Source organism: Enterococcus sp. 12C11_DIV0727, from assembly GCF_002148425.2.
Taxonomy (GTDB): domain Bacteria; phylum Bacillota; class Bacilli; order Lactobacillales; family Enterococcaceae; genus Enterococcus_L; species Enterococcus_L lemimoniae.
In genome coordinates, this window is sequence record NZ_CP147248.1 from 620,865 (window position 1) to 635,871 (window position 15,007).

General features: G+C 36.4%; 17 protein-coding genes. 6 read left to right on the forward strand and 11 right to left on the reverse strand.

Annotated features, from left to right (window positions below):
- Positions 1-51: 51 nt before the first annotated feature.
- Genes A5866_RS03080 through yidA form a run of 4 tightly spaced genes read left to right on the forward strand, consistent with a single transcriptional unit; the run spans position 52 to position 3,473 of the window.
- On the forward strand, positions 52-411 hold the full coding sequence (locus A5866_RS03080) for a hypothetical protein (RefSeq protein WP_086279386.1): 360 nt from the start codon (positions 52-54) through the stop codon (positions 409-411).
- Positions 404-1,252: a lipoate--protein ligase family protein gene (locus A5866_RS03085; protein ID WP_086444417.1), complete on the forward strand. Its 849-nt coding sequence runs from the start codon at positions 404-406 to the stop codon at positions 1,250-1,252. Before A5866_RS03080 ends, A5866_RS03085 begins: the two co-directional genes overlap by 8 nt.
- A 21-nt stretch (positions 1,253-1,273) precedes the next feature.
- Positions 1,274-2,644 carry an HD domain-containing protein gene (locus A5866_RS03090; protein WP_086444416.1) on the forward strand — a complete coding sequence of 457 codons (1,371 nt, stop codon included), beginning with the start codon at positions 1,274-1,276 and terminating at the stop codon, positions 2,642-2,644.
- A gap of 22 nt (positions 2,645-2,666) precedes the next feature.
- A complete protein-coding gene (yidA, locus tag A5866_RS03095; protein WP_086444415.1) occupies positions 2,667-3,473 on the forward strand; it encodes a sugar-phosphatase in 807 nt (268 codons plus the stop codon).
- Positions 3,474-3,626: 153 nt separating this feature from the next.
- Here the strand turns inward: yidA and A5866_RS03100 are convergent, their stop codons facing one another.
- From A5866_RS03100 to A5866_RS03135, 8 genes are all read right to left on the reverse strand, one after another.
- A complete protein-coding gene (locus A5866_RS03100) occupies positions 3,627-5,708 on the reverse strand; it encodes a BglG family transcription antiterminator (RefSeq protein ID WP_086444414.1) in 2,082 nt (693 codons plus the stop codon).
- Positions 5,709-5,749: 41 nt separating this feature from the next.
- Positions 5,750-6,388, reverse strand: a complete 639-nt coding sequence (locus tag A5866_RS03105; RefSeq protein ID WP_086279381.1) for a ketohydroxyglutarate aldolase — start codon at positions 6,386-6,388, stop codon at positions 5,750-5,752.
- A gap of 13 nt (positions 6,389-6,401) precedes the next feature.
- The gene (gene dapA, locus A5866_RS03110; RefSeq protein ID WP_086444413.1) at positions 6,402-7,295 is read right to left on the reverse strand and encodes a 4-hydroxy-tetrahydrodipicolinate synthase; all 894 of its coding nucleotides are present in this window, start codon (positions 7,293-7,295) and stop codon (positions 6,402-6,404) included.
- 20 nt (positions 7,296-7,315) lie between these two features.
- Complete coding sequence (locus A5866_RS03115) at positions 7,316-7,924, reverse strand: SIS domain-containing protein (protein ID WP_086444412.1); 609 nt, start codon at positions 7,922-7,924, stop codon at positions 7,316-7,318.
- A 26-nt stretch (positions 7,925-7,950) separates the two neighbouring features.
- Positions 7,951-9,210: a PTS ascorbate transporter subunit IIC gene (locus tag A5866_RS03120; RefSeq protein WP_086444411.1), complete on the reverse strand. Its 1,260-nt coding sequence runs from the start codon at positions 9,208-9,210 to the stop codon at positions 7,951-7,953.
- 31 nt (positions 9,211-9,241) lie between these two features.
- Positions 9,242-9,520 carry a PTS sugar transporter subunit IIB gene (locus A5866_RS03125; RefSeq protein WP_086279377.1) on the reverse strand — a complete coding sequence of 93 codons (279 nt, stop codon included), beginning with the start codon at positions 9,518-9,520 and terminating at the stop codon, positions 9,242-9,244.
- Positions 9,521-9,532: 12 nt separating this feature from the next.
- Entirely contained in the window at positions 9,533-9,979 is a 447-nt protein-coding gene (locus tag A5866_RS03130) for a PTS sugar transporter subunit IIA (RefSeq protein ID WP_086444410.1), read from the reverse strand.
- A gap of 384 nt (positions 9,980-10,363) precedes the next feature.
- The gene (locus tag A5866_RS03135; RefSeq protein ID WP_086279375.1) at positions 10,364-10,813 is read right to left on the reverse strand and encodes an NUDIX hydrolase; all 450 of its coding nucleotides are present in this window, start codon (positions 10,811-10,813) and stop codon (positions 10,364-10,366) included.
- Between the two features lie 174 nt (positions 10,814-10,987).
- Between A5866_RS03135 and A5866_RS03140 the strand changes: the two genes are divergently transcribed.
- Positions 10,988-11,362, forward strand: a complete 375-nt coding sequence (locus A5866_RS03140) for a VOC family protein (protein WP_069644781.1) — start codon at positions 10,988-10,990, stop codon at positions 11,360-11,362.
- Between the two features lie 171 nt (positions 11,363-11,533).
- Entirely contained in the window at positions 11,534-12,253 is a 720-nt protein-coding gene (locus tag A5866_RS03145; protein WP_086444409.1) for a gamma-glutamyl-gamma-aminobutyrate hydrolase family protein, read from the forward strand.
- Between the two features lie 69 nt (positions 12,254-12,322).
- On the opposite strand, the gene A5866_RS03150 is transcribed toward A5866_RS03145, so the two are convergent.
- From A5866_RS03150 to A5866_RS03160, 3 genes are all read right to left on the reverse strand, one after another.
- Positions 12,323-13,147, reverse strand: a complete 825-nt coding sequence (locus tag A5866_RS03150; RefSeq protein ID WP_086444408.1) for an aldo/keto reductase — start codon at positions 13,145-13,147, stop codon at positions 12,323-12,325.
- 136 nt (positions 13,148-13,283) lie between these two features.
- The gene (locus A5866_RS03155) at positions 13,284-14,129 is read right to left on the reverse strand and encodes a glucosaminidase domain-containing protein (RefSeq protein ID WP_254907552.1); all 846 of its coding nucleotides are present in this window, start codon (positions 14,127-14,129) and stop codon (positions 13,284-13,286) included.
- Between the two features lie 157 nt (positions 14,130-14,286).
- Positions 14,287-14,979 carry a DUF6612 family protein gene (locus tag A5866_RS03160; RefSeq protein WP_086444406.1) on the reverse strand — a complete coding sequence of 231 codons (693 nt, stop codon included), beginning with the start codon at positions 14,977-14,979 and terminating at the stop codon, positions 14,287-14,289.
- Between the last annotated feature and the right edge of the window lie 28 nt (positions 14,980-15,007).

A 15,007-nucleotide genomic window follows, 5' to 3' on the forward strand; every position in this document is an offset into this window, starting at 1 on the left:
GCATGATTTTTGGTTTAAATCGTATATAATAGAACATGGAGGTGGAGACAAATGTTATTTCATGATGAAGAAGCGATGTTATTTTGTATGCATTGCCAAAAAGAAACGCTCCATGACATTCAATATATGAATGAGATCATTTCTAGTATCGAATGTACTGAGTGTCACAACCAAATGAGTATTGATATTGATGCAATGAATCAATTTTATCATTATTTATATGAACGCTTAGTTTCTAAGCCAGGGCGCTTAACCGAAGAAGCTAGACAAGACTTCAGTAAATTTTTAGCTACTATGCCGATGCGGATCATTAGTAAACCAATGCGCTTTACAAATGAATATAATCAAATGAATAAAGAAGTGAAAGATTACGTTTCTCGCGTAAAACAGGATGAAAATCAAGATGACTAATTTAAATGAATTATTCACAACCAATACAGTCTTTTTATATGATCAAGAATTATTAATGAAACCAGATTATTTTCTACCTTTTGCCTTGACTGATGTTTTAACTACATTCTCTGGGATCAATCAGCAGCCGATCATTCATTTTTGGCAACTTGATCAAGCGATGATTCTTGGTATGAAAGATACTCGAGTTGCTGATTTGAACAGTGGATTGACTGCGTTGAAACAGGATGGCTATAACGTTGTAATCAGAAATGCTGGCGGCTTAGGTGTCATTGCAGATGAGGGTGTTTTAAATGTTTCACTAATACTACCAAATCCTACGAATAAAAAAATGAGCATTGATGAAGCCTATACCCTTATGTGGAACTGGATCAAATTGGCTTTTGAAGATTCTGACCATTCTATTGAGGCTTTTGAAATCAGCGAGTCTTACTGTCCTGGTACATTTGATTTGAGCATCAACGGTAAAAAATTTGCTGGGACAGCTCAACGAAGAGTAAAAGATGGCACGGCGATTATGTTATATATCAGTGTCAATGGTAACCAACAAAAGCGTGGGGAAAGTGTTCGCCGTTTTTATAAAGCCAGTTTGCCTGAAAGTTTTGGTAAAAATGGCTACCCTCCAGTTGATCCAACTGTGATGGCAAATTTAGAAGACTTGCTTCATAAAACACTAACTGTTCAAGAAGTGAAACAACGATTGCGTGCTGTCTTAGCTGAGAATAAATCAAACGTATTTGATAACCAAACACTACCAACACTATTCACATCTGAATGGTTTACTTCTGAAATCAGCAAACAAATGAATAAAATGCAACAGCGAAACCAATTATTGGACTGACCAGCGATAAGGAGTGAAAATATGCCAACGCCATATAAATATCAAATTTTACCAATCGAAAAAGTTTTTAGAGACCCTGTCCATAACTATATTCATGTCCAACACCAAGTTATCTTAGATCTAATCAATTCTGCAGAAGTCCAACGTTTGCGGAGAATCAAACAATTAGGTACCTCTTCTTTTACCTTTCATGGCGCAGAACACAGTCGTTTTGCTCATTCTCTAGGCGTCTACGAAATTACTCGCCGTATTTGTGATATTTTTCAACGTAATTATTCATCTGAGCGAATAGGATCGGATGGTTGGGATGATAATGAACGGTTAGTGACGCTTTGTGCTGCTTTACTTCACGATGTCGGTCACGGCCCGTACTCTCATACGTTTGAACATATCTTCAATACGGATCATGAAGCGATCACAGTAGAAATCATTACTTCACCAGAAACAGAAGTTTTTCAAATATTGAATCGTGTTTCGGCTGATTTTCCAAACAAAGTTGCTAGTGTCATTACTAAAAAATATCCGAATCCCCAAGTTGTTCAAATGATTTCTAGTCAAATCGATGCCGATCGGATGGATTACTTATTGCGAGATGCTTATTTTACTGGAACTGAATATGGAACATTTGACCTGACAAGGATTTTACGAGTGATTCGCCCTTATAAAGATGGCCTGGCATTTGCCATGAACGGTATGCATGCGGTTGAAGACTATATTGTCAGTCGCTATCAAATGTATGTTCAGGTCTATTTCCACCCTGTTTCCAGAGGAATGGAAGTTATTTTAGATCATTTACTTCATCGTGCTAAGGAATTGTATGAACAACAGCCTGAAGACTATCAACTGCATTCCCAACTTTTGGTCCCTTTTTTTAAGGGAAATTTTTCCTTGCAAGAATATTTAAAATTAGATGATGGTGTCTTGAACACTTACTTTACGCAATGGACTTTTTTACCAGATCCAATTCTGAATGATTTGGCTAATCGTTTCTTGATCCGTAAACCGCTAAAATCAGTCACGTTTTCTGGCGATCAAGATTCTGTGACGATACGTCACCTGCAAGCCTTGATCGAGAAGGTCGGTTATAATCCCAAATATTATACTGCTATCAATTCAAGCTATGATCTACCGTACGACTTTTATCGTCCAGAAAAAAATAGCCATCGTACACAAATTGAAATCATGCAAAAAGATGGTACCTTAATTGAATTATCTAAAATCAGTCACTTAGTCGCAGCGCTTGCAGGTCAAACGCAGATCGATGAACGCTTTTATTTCCCAAAAGAAATGGTTGACCCTAAAAGACAACAACATTATGATTTATTTGATGATACTTACCGTGAATTTGCTGCCTATATTCACAATGGTGCATTAGTTGAAGGGAAAAAATAAGAAGTTATTACAGGAGGAAGTTATGACAGTCAAATTAGTTGCAATCGATATTGATGGAACATTACTAGATTCAAACCGGAAAATCAGTCCTAAGGTGAAAGAGACACTGCAAAAAGCTAACGAAAATGGCATGTATATTGTTTTATGCACGGGACGACCTTTACCCGGCGTTAAAGAGCAATTAGCCGAATTAGATTTGTATGGTGATAATGATTACGTGATTACTTACAATGGTTCTCTAGTCCAAGCAACAAAATCAAATGAAATCATCTCTCAGTATGGCTTAAGCCATGATGACTTTTTAGAAATCGAAGCGATGTCACGCAAAGCAGGTGTCCATTTGCACACGATTGATGACCAAGCAATCTACACCGCCAATCGTGATATTGGTAAATACACAGTACACGAAGCCTATCTAGTAGATATGCCACTTAAATACCGAACCGTTGAAGAAATGACATCAGATATGTCGATCATTAAAATGATGATGATTGATGAACCAGCTATTTTAGATAAGGCAATCAAGCAGTTACCTGAAACATTTGTCGATAAGTATACAACCGTCAAAAGTACTGAATTTTACTATGAAATCTTAAATAAAGAAGCAAGCAAAGGCAATGCATTAGCAAAACTTGCAGAACATTTAGGGATTACTCAAGCAGAAACAATGGCGATTGGTGATAACGAAAATGATCTATCTATGATTGAGTATGCTGGTATTGGTGTTGCGATGGGCAATGCAACTGAAAGTGTAAAGCAAGCAGCCGATATTCAAACAACAAGTAATGATGAAGACGGTGTTGCAGAAATTTTGCTAAAATATATGTAATAGTCTTATTGCTGTAAACACAGCGAGGTACGAGCATGGTGCACAGTCCCTAATTTGTTCTCGGAATAACCCCTTCTGTCTCGACCTCATCGTTGATTCAAATTAAAAAGCAGCTTGCAGTTATTTTGCAAACTGCTTTTTTTAGTAGCCATCTTAGTTGTTTTCTACTAAAGATCGTTTCTTCTGAGTTAGATATTGATAAACCTCGTAGGGATCTTGACATGTATCAAGTAGAGAATAAAATTGAGGATCATCTAATAAATTAACTAATTCCGCCATTGCGTTTAAATGTCGATTATTTTCTGTAGCAGCTAAACAAAATATATATTTGACTGGATCATTTTCCTTACTGCCGAATAGAATCGGCTGTTTTAGGACACTGATACTCATCCCTAACTGCTCAACACCATCTATCGGTCTAGCATGGGGTAACGCCACATGTTTAGATATCACCATATAAGGTCCTTCTTTTTTTGCAGTTTCGATTATGGTGTCAATATAGTTTCGGGTAATCCGTCCTTCTTTCAATAATGATGCTGCTGAAAAACGAATCGCTTCTTCCCAGTTTTTTGCAGGTATATTTAACTGAATCAATTCAGGAGCTGTTATTTCAAACAAACTTGGACCACCATCATCCAATTGGCTCGGCTCATCTTGGTTGATCAAGTACTCATATAACTCTTTTTCTAGCGCAGAGCCTTCTAATACAGCCGTATGTCGTTGAATGATTTCCATAATTTTTCCAACACTTGGCAACTTAAAATTAAAATTACCGATTTGCGTGTATACATCACTGATCAAGCGATATTTTTCTTGTGTATTCATGATCGGACTAACAATATATACAGGCTTCTTCGTATAAAAAAGTCGAATATTTGGAACAGTCGAAAAAATCAAATCATAAGAATCTGACAGACGTTCAATCTCATTCGTTTCGACTGGGCCTAAAAAGGATAGCTCTGGAAACAGAGATTTCAGCTCTGTGTACACAATTGATGAACTCCCTATCCCATTTGGACAAACGATCAACGCGACCTTTTGAGAAGTCGTGTATTCATCGAAATTTGAACATAAAGAAGCAAAATGCATGGTTAAAAAAGCAACCTCGTCTTCAGGAATCGGATGTTCAAATAATGAAGCAATCGGTTTTAATGTTTCCTCAACAATATTGAATAATTCATGATATTCATCTTTGATCCGATTATGTAACGGATTAACAATCGGCAGCTTAAAATATAAACGGTAATACGCTGGCCTCAGATGAGCATATAGTTGGCGAACTACTAACTCTTGATTATTAAAACGAATACCCGATATCGCTTCAAAACGTAAAATAATCCGCTTAACAAGTTCCAGAATCGTTTCATAATCCTTAGTAGAGTCATTCGGACGCCCAACAGACAAGCCTAAAATCCACGCACAAAGATACAAATAAGCGGACTCATCCTCAATGCCAGATTGGGCCAAAATACTTTTGGAAAATTGATATTCCTTCATAGCAATCAAAGCATTCAATTGGAATTTGTCATAAAAAACAGTTGTGGTTGTCAGTAGTCGTTTCTTTAGAAAAATAAATGTATATAAAAATTCGATCAAGCGATTTTCTACAAATGAAAGACCATATTGTGTTGTATATTCTTCAATCAGTTGCTTTGTTGCTTCGACTATTTCAATGTGATGTTTTTGGATAAACTGATCATAGATAAAGACCGTGTTATTTTCAGTTGAATCTAAAATAATCATTTTCATCAAATGATAGCGAATGTGCTCTTCATTTCCTGATAATCGATAACCATCTTTTCTTGTATAAACAAGTTGAATATTTTTACTTTCCAACTCAACTGTTAAATTTTTCAGATCATTGACGATTGTTGTCTTGCCAACTCCGAGTTCTTCGATAAAATGATTGATTGAAAGATACTCATCTGCATAATAAAATAGTAATAAATACAGATATTTTGATCGTTCAAAAGCATTCATCAAATACCCTTTAGCATATGTCTTGTCTGAAAGTATTGCAATAAAATGCTCTCGGAGTTGGTTGGTTAAAATGATCCGATTATTTTCGATCACTAATTTGGCTTCGGTTTCTAATGCAAGCAATTCATTGATTTTTTCCAACGAATATTCTAATTGTCTTTTAGTTAAACCAGTTTGTGTAGCTAATTCATTTATTTCATGTATCGAACGTTCGATCAAACGTTTCATTAGTTTTCTGGATCGCTCATCAGTCATTCAATCCCCTCCTCCAAAAGCAACTTTTTTTAATAGTAGCTCTAATCTTTTTGAGTTCTGTGTTTAATGACAGCTTGTTTTAGTTGTTTAGCATTCTCCATGATCTCTTCTTGAGTGCCTTTCGTCAAAAGACTGCCAACCCCTATACAATCCACGCCACTTTCTAACCACTCATGAATATTCGTTAAATTAGCACCGCCAGATGACATGATTGGCAGATAGGGTGTTGGTGTTTTTAATGTTGCTATCACGGTCGGACCATAGTAGCTTGAAATTGGGAATGCTTTGACCATTGCTGCGCCAGCTTCAATTGCCGTCAACATTTCCGTTACGCTAGTACAGCCTGGCATATAGGGAATTTGATATCGGTTGCAAAGTTTACAAACAGATTCATTATAGTTTGGCGCAATAATGAATTTTGCTCCTGCTAAAATTGCCAATCTAGCCGTTTCGCTATCTAACACAGTTCCAGCACCGACCAATAATTTCTCTTGGTATTGTTCATTCAACTGTTTAATCATTTCACCAGCATTTGGTAATGTATAGCTGATTTCTAGACAATCTACGCCACCTGCTAGACAGCCATCTGCAATTTCTATTGCTCTTTTTAGCGTTTCTACTCTGACAATCGCCATAATCTTTGTTGCTTCGATTCGATTTAATATATTTGTTCGGAACATGGTTGGCCCTCCTCTATAACGACCCAAATTTTTCTGTGTAATGATTCATAACCTGTGTTACTTCAGATAATGCTTCGACACTCAGCGGTTGAACTGGTAAGCGTGCTGTTCCAACTGCGATACCTTGATGACAGATAGCAGCTTTTAACACCGATGGAATCGTTCCTAGCTTTAAAATACGTCGAAATTCTTCTATGCTATCCTGCATCACCTGTGCTTTTTCTATTTCACCTTCTAACCAGTGACGATAAATAGCCACATCGATTTCAGTTAAAACATTGGAAGTAGCCGCAATGGCTCCTGTAGCTCCAGCTTTTAAACCAGATAATATCAAAGAATCAGATCCCGATAAAACCGAAAAATCATGGTTTTTAGCTATCGCTAAGTATTCTTTGATCATTTCGATATTCCCGCTGCTATCTTTGATACCGATAATATTTGGATGCCCAGCGACCATCTCAACTACATGTTGGCTAATATTCGTTCCAGTATTTTTAGGTATATTATAGAGTAAAATAGGTGCAATATTCGCTTCGGCAATTGTTAAATAATGTTGGATCAATTCCGCTTCCGTTGGCGCTACAAAGTATGGCGTAATCACAGATAGCGCATCTGCACCAAGACTTGTCATTTCTTTGGATAAAGAAATGACTTGGTCCGTACTGTTTCCTCCTGTCCCTACATAAACAGGGAGTCTACCACGAGTCTCGGCAATCACTATTTCAGCAAACCGCAACTTTTCTAAATCACTTAAGACATGAAATTCCCCATTCGTTCCAAGGATAAACAGACCATTTACTTTTTTATTGATCAAACGATTAACTAATTGTTTGGTGGCACTAGCATCTATTTTATTCGTCTTATCTAAGGGAGTGACCATCGCCGTAATAATTCCTTCTGCTTTCATTATCGTTCGTCCTTTCTTTACTAGGTTAAAATACTTTGCCCTAAAGTTCCTCCTGGATGCCACTTCACGTATTCTGTATTGGTGATCCCCTTTTCCTGCTGTAATAAGACGCTCAACGCTTGAAGGAGTAGTACTTCTACCAAAATAGAAGCTCGAGGTGGCTTATTTAAAGGATCGCCCTCTTGCTCTACACCAGCAAACAAAAAGCAGTCACTATTTTTTGAGAGCCAAGAATTCTTTTTGCCTGTAATAGAAATAATTTTAGCGCCATTATTTTTAAGTGTTTGAACAGTTTTTTTGAGTTCAGCTGTTTCACCACTATTTGAAATTGAAAGTACAATGTCGCCAGATCGAACTTGTCCTGCAGAGCCATGGATTGCTTCTGTACCATCTAAAAAATAAGCTGGTGTGCCTGTAGATGATAATAGTGATGCAATGTATTCAGCGACATGACCAGGCTTACCGATCCCCGTCACGTGGACTCGCCCTCCTTGTTTTTCTGAAGAAAGAATCAATTTCTTTGCTTCAAGTAAAGGTTCTACTGATATTGTTTGAATAAATTTATTGATTTCTCCAGATGTAGTTTCAAAAAAGCGAAGCAATACTTGATCTGTTTCTTGTGTTTCCATTTTATCTCAACCTCCAATCTATTCAATTAAGAAAATAGATTTAATACTTTTTCAATAAAAATACCGATTACATTGTAATCAATATTAGGGAAAGTCGAGCCTTCCAAGCCCATGCTGCCATAAACCGGATAAAGAATCGTTGGCAAAAAGGCTAGTAATAACCCAACAATAAATGATCCTGCAACAGCACCACGCCAGCCGCCAGTCGAGTTTCCAAAAACACCAGCCGTTCCTCCAGAGAAAAAGCAAATGTGAGCTGCTGGAATAATCACAATTGGGAATTTAAAAATCACCATGATTGCTACACCAACGAGTCCGGCTGCGTATGCTGACAGAAAACCTACGATCACGGCTATTGGAGCATATGGGAAAACCGTTGGTACATCTAGAGCTGGACGAGAATTTGGAATAAACTTCTCTGATATTGAAACGAACGCTGCTGTAATTTCCGCTAAAAACATCCGGACACCTGTCATTAAAATTGACATTCCTGCAGTAAATGTAAATGCTTGAATCATTGGGAAAACTAACCAGTGAGTAGTTCCAGCCAATTCCTGTGTAACATCACGACCAGCTTTTAAAGCGGATACATAAAATAGAATCAACATAATCACTGCAACACCCATTAAAAAGTCTCTGAAAAAAGAGAGCCATTTAGGAAAATTGATATGTTCTGTACTTTTATCTTCATGTTTACTAAACAGTTTACCAATATAGCCTGACAATGAGTAACCAATCATATTAAAATGGCCGATCGCAACATCATCACTCCCAGTAATTTTTCGCATAAAAGGTTGACATAGCTGAGGCAACGCTGCTGAACAAAATCCTAAGATCGTTCCGCCAATAATAATTGCTGCAATATCTGAAATGCCGTGGGATTTGATGATCAAAGACAGAACACAGGCGAAAAATAAACTATGACCCGTTGTAAAAAAGATATTTTTCATTGGTGTGATCCGCGCAAAAATTAAGTTCATTACAAATCCTAAAATCAACGTACAAGATGTCACCAGAGCGTATTGCTCTTGTGCCATAGCAGTTGCAGCCTCAGGTGAAGCAACAACGCCGACAATATTGAACCCTGTTTGAAACAGTTTATTGAAATTTTGCAAAGCACCTGTCATCAATGCACCACCCGCACTAAAAACCATGAAGCCGATAATCGTTTTGAAGGTTCCAGTTAAAATTTCTGTTCCTGTCTTCTTTTGAGCGACAAGTCCAACAAAGGCAACAATACCAAGCAAAATTGCTGGTGTACTTAAAAAACTAATAATAAAATCCACTTTTTTTCATCTCCTTATGTGTAAAGCGGTGTCAGCTAGTCAAAAAATGACTTAATTTACTTTCAATCTCGACTTTATCTACTATGTTATTGATGCCAATGATTGTTTGTTTTAACCCCTGTGTTTCTAGCTCCTTAGCAACATCCGCTAAAGTAATCAATAAGTCACCGTCAAATCCCGATACTGCATCTAATGAGGAATGCTCAACTTGAATTGGAAACCCATTTTCTTTGATGACCTGCTCTGTTTTTATTTTTAACATCAAACTTGAACCTACTCCTGCTCTACATGCTACAAGTGCTTTATGCATACGTCTCATCTCCTATTCTGTTTTAATGATATAGTCTAAAATATCCATTGGTTTTTCCGCTGTGTCTAAAATCTGATAAAAACGTTGATCACTTAATAAATTAACTAGCTCTGACATTGACTCTAGATGCGTCTCACTATCTTTAGCGCTCATGCAAAAAAGATACTTAACAGGATCATTACTTTCATTACCAGACACAACAGGATTTTTTAACGTTGTAATTCCCATTGCTAAATCAAGTGCACCACATTGTGTAGGCGCATGAGGTAGTGCAACATGTTTTGTGACTACAATGTAAGGTCCAAGCGTTTGTGTTGTTTCAATAATTTTTTCGATATAGTCAGCTGTGATTTTCCCTCCATTGAGTAAAGGTTCGGCAGATCTTCTAATCGCATCCTCCCAATCTAGCGCTTCAACATCTAGCTGAATAAATTCTGGTTTTATCATCTCACTTAACAATATGCAACACCCCTTTTGAAATTCACCAAGCGTACGACTTATTGGTTCCTTTTCAATATAAGCTGTTTATGAAAGGGTTTCAATCTCTTTTTATTCCTTATTTTGTTTACCTCTGAAACAAAGAGTGGTCTTGAAAATCAAGGAAGTTCAACAAAATCAGCTATCTGATAAAAAGGATTCATCAAATGTCATATATCTCGATCAAACGGTTTCTTGATCGACTTATTCATTTCAATAAATAGATTTCTTATAAACAATAATTGAACCGAATCGTTTAAATTCAAGAAATCGATTGTATTTTCTCATGATTTTTCCATAATTGTTTTCATTTTCAAAAAAAAAGAAAACAAATCAGCCTCGATTTGCTTTCTTAACTCTATTTTCTTATTTTTGTTGCCCTGCTTGCCATTGTCGCACAGCCCATTTATGACTACCGCGCTTTAGCAACTCAATTCCTTGCTCCACGGATACCCAACTGATCGTGTTGGTTTTCTCCAGTGGTTCACATACTTGTTTCCAGCTATCTGCAACAAAAAAATAACCTGGATTATAATAATCGGTACTTCTATGTCTTGAATGGAAGTATTCGTCTGCTTGTCCCAGATAATCACCAATCACCACTTCTACCCCTAGTTCTTCGAGCATTTCACGATGAATCGCTACTTCTTTTGTTTCGCCTGGTTCAATTTCGCCGCCCGGTAAAAAATAAGCTCCATTTGGTGCTTGAACTAAGACTATTTCTGCACCATTACTTCTTGATACAATAATATAAGCACCCAGCCTTTTTTGATATACTATTGTTTCCGATTTTTCACCGAATGACGGTGTTTCCATAAAAACAACTCCCTTATCGTTTAACCTAATTTTACATGAGAATTTTCTCATGAACAAGTATTATCTTATCGTTTTACTCACATTTTCCATAAAGTCTATGCTACTATAAAAACATCTGCAGATTTTTGTAATGATCTGCGATAATTATCCATTTGTGAAAGGAAGATAACTCATATGAAAATGGCTCACACTTGTGTTCGTGTCAAAGATTTAGAAGCGTCGTTGGAGTTTTATCAAAAAGCATTCAATTTTGAAGAAAGCCGTCGTCGTGATTTTCCAGAACATAAATTTACTTTAGTTTACCTAACTTTACCTGGTGACGGTTATGAACTAGAGCTAACGTATAATTATGATCATGAAGCGTACAATTTAGGAGACGGTTACGGTCATATCGCTATTAGCACAGATGAAATTGAGAAGCTACATGAAGAACAAAAAAATGCTGGTTTCACTGTTACAGATATGAAAGGTTTACCAGGAACTCCGCCATCATATTATTTTATTACTGATCCAGATGGCTACAAAATCGAAGTTATTCGTACTCGCTAGTCTAAAAACAGTTACTTACTTTTTAGGTCTTACCTAAGGTGTGAGTGGCTGTTTCTTTTTGGCTAATTATCGTACTTAACTAGTTGCAACTGATTTAAAGTTGATTTGTAACCTTATTTTTTGAAAAAGTGATACACTGTTATTCTACATATTAATTGAGGACGTGATCAAATGACAACAACTATCGGTATTGCTGGAAATCAAATTATTCAATCGGTTGATGTATTTAACGGAAACCATGTGAGTTATACACCACAAGGATTTGTGACAGCTGTTCAAAATGCAGGCGGATTACCTATCGTTTTACCTATTGGTGCAGAGGAAACTGCAGCTGCCTATATTTCTAAAATCGACAAATTATTGTTAGCAGGGGGACAAGATATTTCTCCTGATTTCTTTGGAGAAGAGCCACATCCTAAACTTGAAGAAACAAATCGAAATCGTGATCTCTTTGAATTGGCTTTAATCAAAGAAGCGATCAAACAACATAAACCGATTTTTGCCGTTTGCCGCGGCATGCAATTAATCAATGTTGCGCTAGGCGGTACTTTATATCAAGATTTATCGTTATACACTGACTGGACTATAAAACATGGTCAGCAACCTACACAACCACAATTCACAACTCACAGTATTCAAATTGAAAAAGACAGCACTCTGTATCAAGTATTTGGACAAACATACCGCGTCAATTCTTATCATCATCAAGCAATCAACACGTTGGCATCGTCTCTAAAAATCACTGCAAAATCGGCAGATGGGATCGTAGAAGGCATTGAAGCGATCGATGCGAGCCAACGATTGTTAGGCGTTCAATGGCACCCGGAGCTTCGCTATCAAGTTGATTCTAAGGAATTTAAATTATTCGACTATTTTGTAAATCAATTATAAAAATAAAATACGGTAAGAAGTCGACAACTATCGATCTTCTACCGTACTTTTTAATTAGTCTATTTTGATTTAGAAATCAAAATTATCTGGATCAGGACCTAAACGCTCATTTGTATTCAGGTTGTTGATTCGTTCCATATCTGCTCCACTTAATTCAAAGTCAAAAATATCAAAGTTTTGTTTAATCCGTTCCTCATGAACTGATTTTGGAATTACGATGATATCACTTTGCAAATGCCAACGGATGATTACTTGAGCTGCTGTTTTATTGTATTTTTTCCCGATCTCAACTAACGTTGGATTTTCTAAAATTTTTCCTTGTCCTAATGGAGACCACGCTTCAATTGCGATGTTGTTCTCTGATAAAAATTTACGTAATGGTTCTTGTGTCAATGTAGGATGAATCTCAATCTGATCAACCATTGGGACGACTTTAGCTTCTTTCAACAACTCTTTAAGATGATGTTCATGGAAGTTTGAGACCCCAATCGCTTTTGCACGACCACTTTGATAGATCTCTTCAATAGCACGCCAAGAATCCTTATATTTACCTTCTACAGGCCAATGGATCAAATAGAGATCAACATAGTCCAAACCAAGTTTTGTTAAACTTTCATCAAACGCTTTTAGCGTTGACTCATAGCCTTGATCTGCATTCCATAATTTTGTTGTTACGAAAATGTCTTCTCTTGGAATACCTGATGCTCGAATCCCTTCACCAACACTGACTTCATTTTTATACGCTGCAGCAGTATCGATCAAGCGATAACCAGCTTGCAAAGCCCATTTTACAGAATCAACTGCTTCTGCTCCGTCCTTCACTTGCCAGACCCCTAAACCTAAACGCGGAATAATTGAACCATTCGCTAACTCTTTTGTTTTCTTAAATGACATCTTTTTTTCATTCCTTTCTTTGAAAAAGTACCACTACTTTTAGTATACTCCTTAAAATATCAGAAGCAAAATATGTAGATTATATGAGATTAGCTTTTACCTTTCCGTTAAACATAAGACTTACTAACTGTTTACTCTAATTGGCCAGCTCGCGCAGCGTATTAATGTTTACAGGGTACTCACTCTTTTTCAGTTTATCAATTGCTAACCCTTTATCTTTTTGTAGTTTATTAACTTCTTCCTTACTATATTCATCATGATTCGTTAATTGATAAACTGTAATCAATTGATTTAATTTTTCAGCATATTGGATATCCGTAGCATATTTTCCAGTCAAAAAAGTAGTTGCTTCCTGATAATTGTTAGTTTCGTTTTTCCAAGTACCTTTATAAAACTCAGAATTTCCAATTAATCCCTCTTTTAACAAGCGTGCATAATCTTCTAAAGATTCTTCATATGACGGATATTGCCGAAATAGTGCCTCAACGATATAGAAATGACCTTCTCCATCATCTTCTTGCGTCTTCATGACTATTGATCTGCCTTCATAATCCCCTTTAATTCCAAATAAATTGTAAAATGGCGCCTCGGATAAACGACTACTGCCAGCTCCTGATTCTAAAATTGCTTGAGCAATCATCACCGAAGCATACAAATCATATTTAGATGCAAGCCTTTCAGCAAAACCACTAATAACCTGAATAAATTCTTCTATTCTTTGATTTTTGATAAATAACGCTGTATCCACTCCCTCATTCCCCTTCTCAAAAGTCTTGTCAGCTAAAGCTAAGGCGAGCGGTTCAACTGCTTGTTCTTCTTTTACAGGTTGATTTTCCCTTATCTCTTTATTGAGATTTTCCAAATAGTTTGATGAATCTGCCGTTTGAAATCGTTGCAGCTCTTTAATCGGTGCACCAACAGCCAAACTTGGTAATATTATTGTAATCATCATTAAAATTGTAAACAACACTTTCTTTTTCATGAGCATCTCCTATTCTTGATCATTCTTCTAAAATAGTAATACGCATTTAATTCCCTTTCTGATCAAAAATAGTCCTATTTTCTATTTTTTCTTGTTTAAGTACAAAAAAAGAAAACAACGAATGACTTCGTCGTTTTCTTTTTTGATTGGTTTAAAATTAATCTTCCTCGGGTAACTCTATTTTTTCAATTGTATTGAAATTATCAAACTCTGAGTCAATACTGACAATGACTTTCCCTTTTTTATTTTCACCGATAACCTTTGTTACCATTTCTTTTACGTTAAATGTTTTTTTATCAACACTTACATTCATTGTAATCGTCAGATCATCCTCCGTGTCAAAACCTGTAAATGAAATATTATAATATTTTTTCAATGTTTTATATAATTTTTTATCATAACCATCATACATGAAATGATACTCATCATCCGTCGTTTCAAACCCTAGATCTTCTGATACTAACCCAAGTAATTCTAATGGCACACTATAATCAGCTTGGCTGCTAAATTCTTTGGCATCAACCTTTGCTGTTTTCTTCCAAACGCCAGGTCGATCTTCTAAATATGCTTTACCATCCTTAATGATAAATTCAAGTTCTTCTCCATCTGCATTGGTTGAATCAATGCTATACGCATTATTTTTGCGATCGACTTCTGAACTCATTTCAACAGCTGAGTTATTTTTTTGTCCTAAGGCACTCACTTTCACACTAAGATCCATATCTAATGAGTAGCTGTCTATCTTACCTTCCTTCGCGTCCATCCGCTTAAGTGTTGCTTCTTTCGTAAGTGGTTTATTACAGCCTACCAACGTTGCTAATAATACAAAAACCAAAACAAATTTTTTCATCCAAACTCCCCAACTCTTTATAGTATAT

Bases quoted from the DNA above. Each gene is read 5' to 3' on its own strand.
- A5866_RS03080 (WP_086279386.1), top strand. From the start codon at position 52: ATGTTATTTCATGATGAAGAAGCGATGTTATTTTGTATGCATTGCCAA.
- A5866_RS03085 (WP_086444417.1), top strand. From the start codon at position 404: ATGACTAATTTAAATGAATTATTCACAACCAATACAGTCTTTTTATAT.
- A5866_RS03090 (WP_086444416.1), top strand. From the start codon at position 1,274: ATGCCAACGCCATATAAATATCAAATTTTACCAATCGAAAAAGTTTTT.
- yidA (WP_086444415.1), top strand. From the start codon at position 2,667: ATGACAGTCAAATTAGTTGCAATCGATATTGATGGAACATTACTAGAT.
- A5866_RS03100 (WP_086444414.1), bottom strand. From the start codon at position 5,708: ATGACTGATGAGCGATCCAGAAAACTAATGAAACGTTTGATCGAACGT.
- A5866_RS03105 (WP_086279381.1), bottom strand. From the start codon at position 6,388: ATGTTCCGAACAAATATATTAAATCGAATCGAAGCAACAAAGATTATG.
- dapA (WP_086444413.1), bottom strand. From the start codon at position 7,295: ATGAAAGCAGAAGGAATTATTACGGCGATGGTCACTCCCTTAGATAAG.
- A5866_RS03115 (WP_086444412.1), bottom strand. From the start codon at position 7,924: ATGGAAACACAAGAAACAGATCAAGTATTGCTTCGCTTTTTTGAAACT.
- A5866_RS03125 (WP_086279377.1), bottom strand. From the start codon at position 9,520: ATGCATAAAGCACTTGTAGCATGTAGAGCAGGAGTAGGTTCAAGTTTG.
- A5866_RS03135 (WP_086279375.1), bottom strand. From the start codon at position 10,813: ATGGAAACACCGTCATTCGGTGAAAAATCGGAAACAATAGTATATCAA.
- A5866_RS03140 (WP_069644781.1), top strand. From the start codon at position 10,988: ATGAAAATGGCTCACACTTGTGTTCGTGTCAAAGATTTAGAAGCGTCG.
- A5866_RS03145 (WP_086444409.1), top strand. From the start codon at position 11,534: ATGACAACAACTATCGGTATTGCTGGAAATCAAATTATTCAATCGGTT.
- A5866_RS03150 (WP_086444408.1), bottom strand. From the start codon at position 13,147: ATGTCATTTAAGAAAACAAAAGAGTTAGCGAATGGTTCAATTATTCCG.
- A5866_RS03155 (WP_254907552.1), bottom strand. From the start codon at position 14,129: ATGAAAAAGAAAGTGTTGTTTACAATTTTAATGATGATTACAATAATA.
- A5866_RS03160 (WP_086444406.1), bottom strand. From the start codon at position 14,979: ATGAAAAAATTTGTTTTGGTTTTTGTATTATTAGCAACGTTGGTAGGC.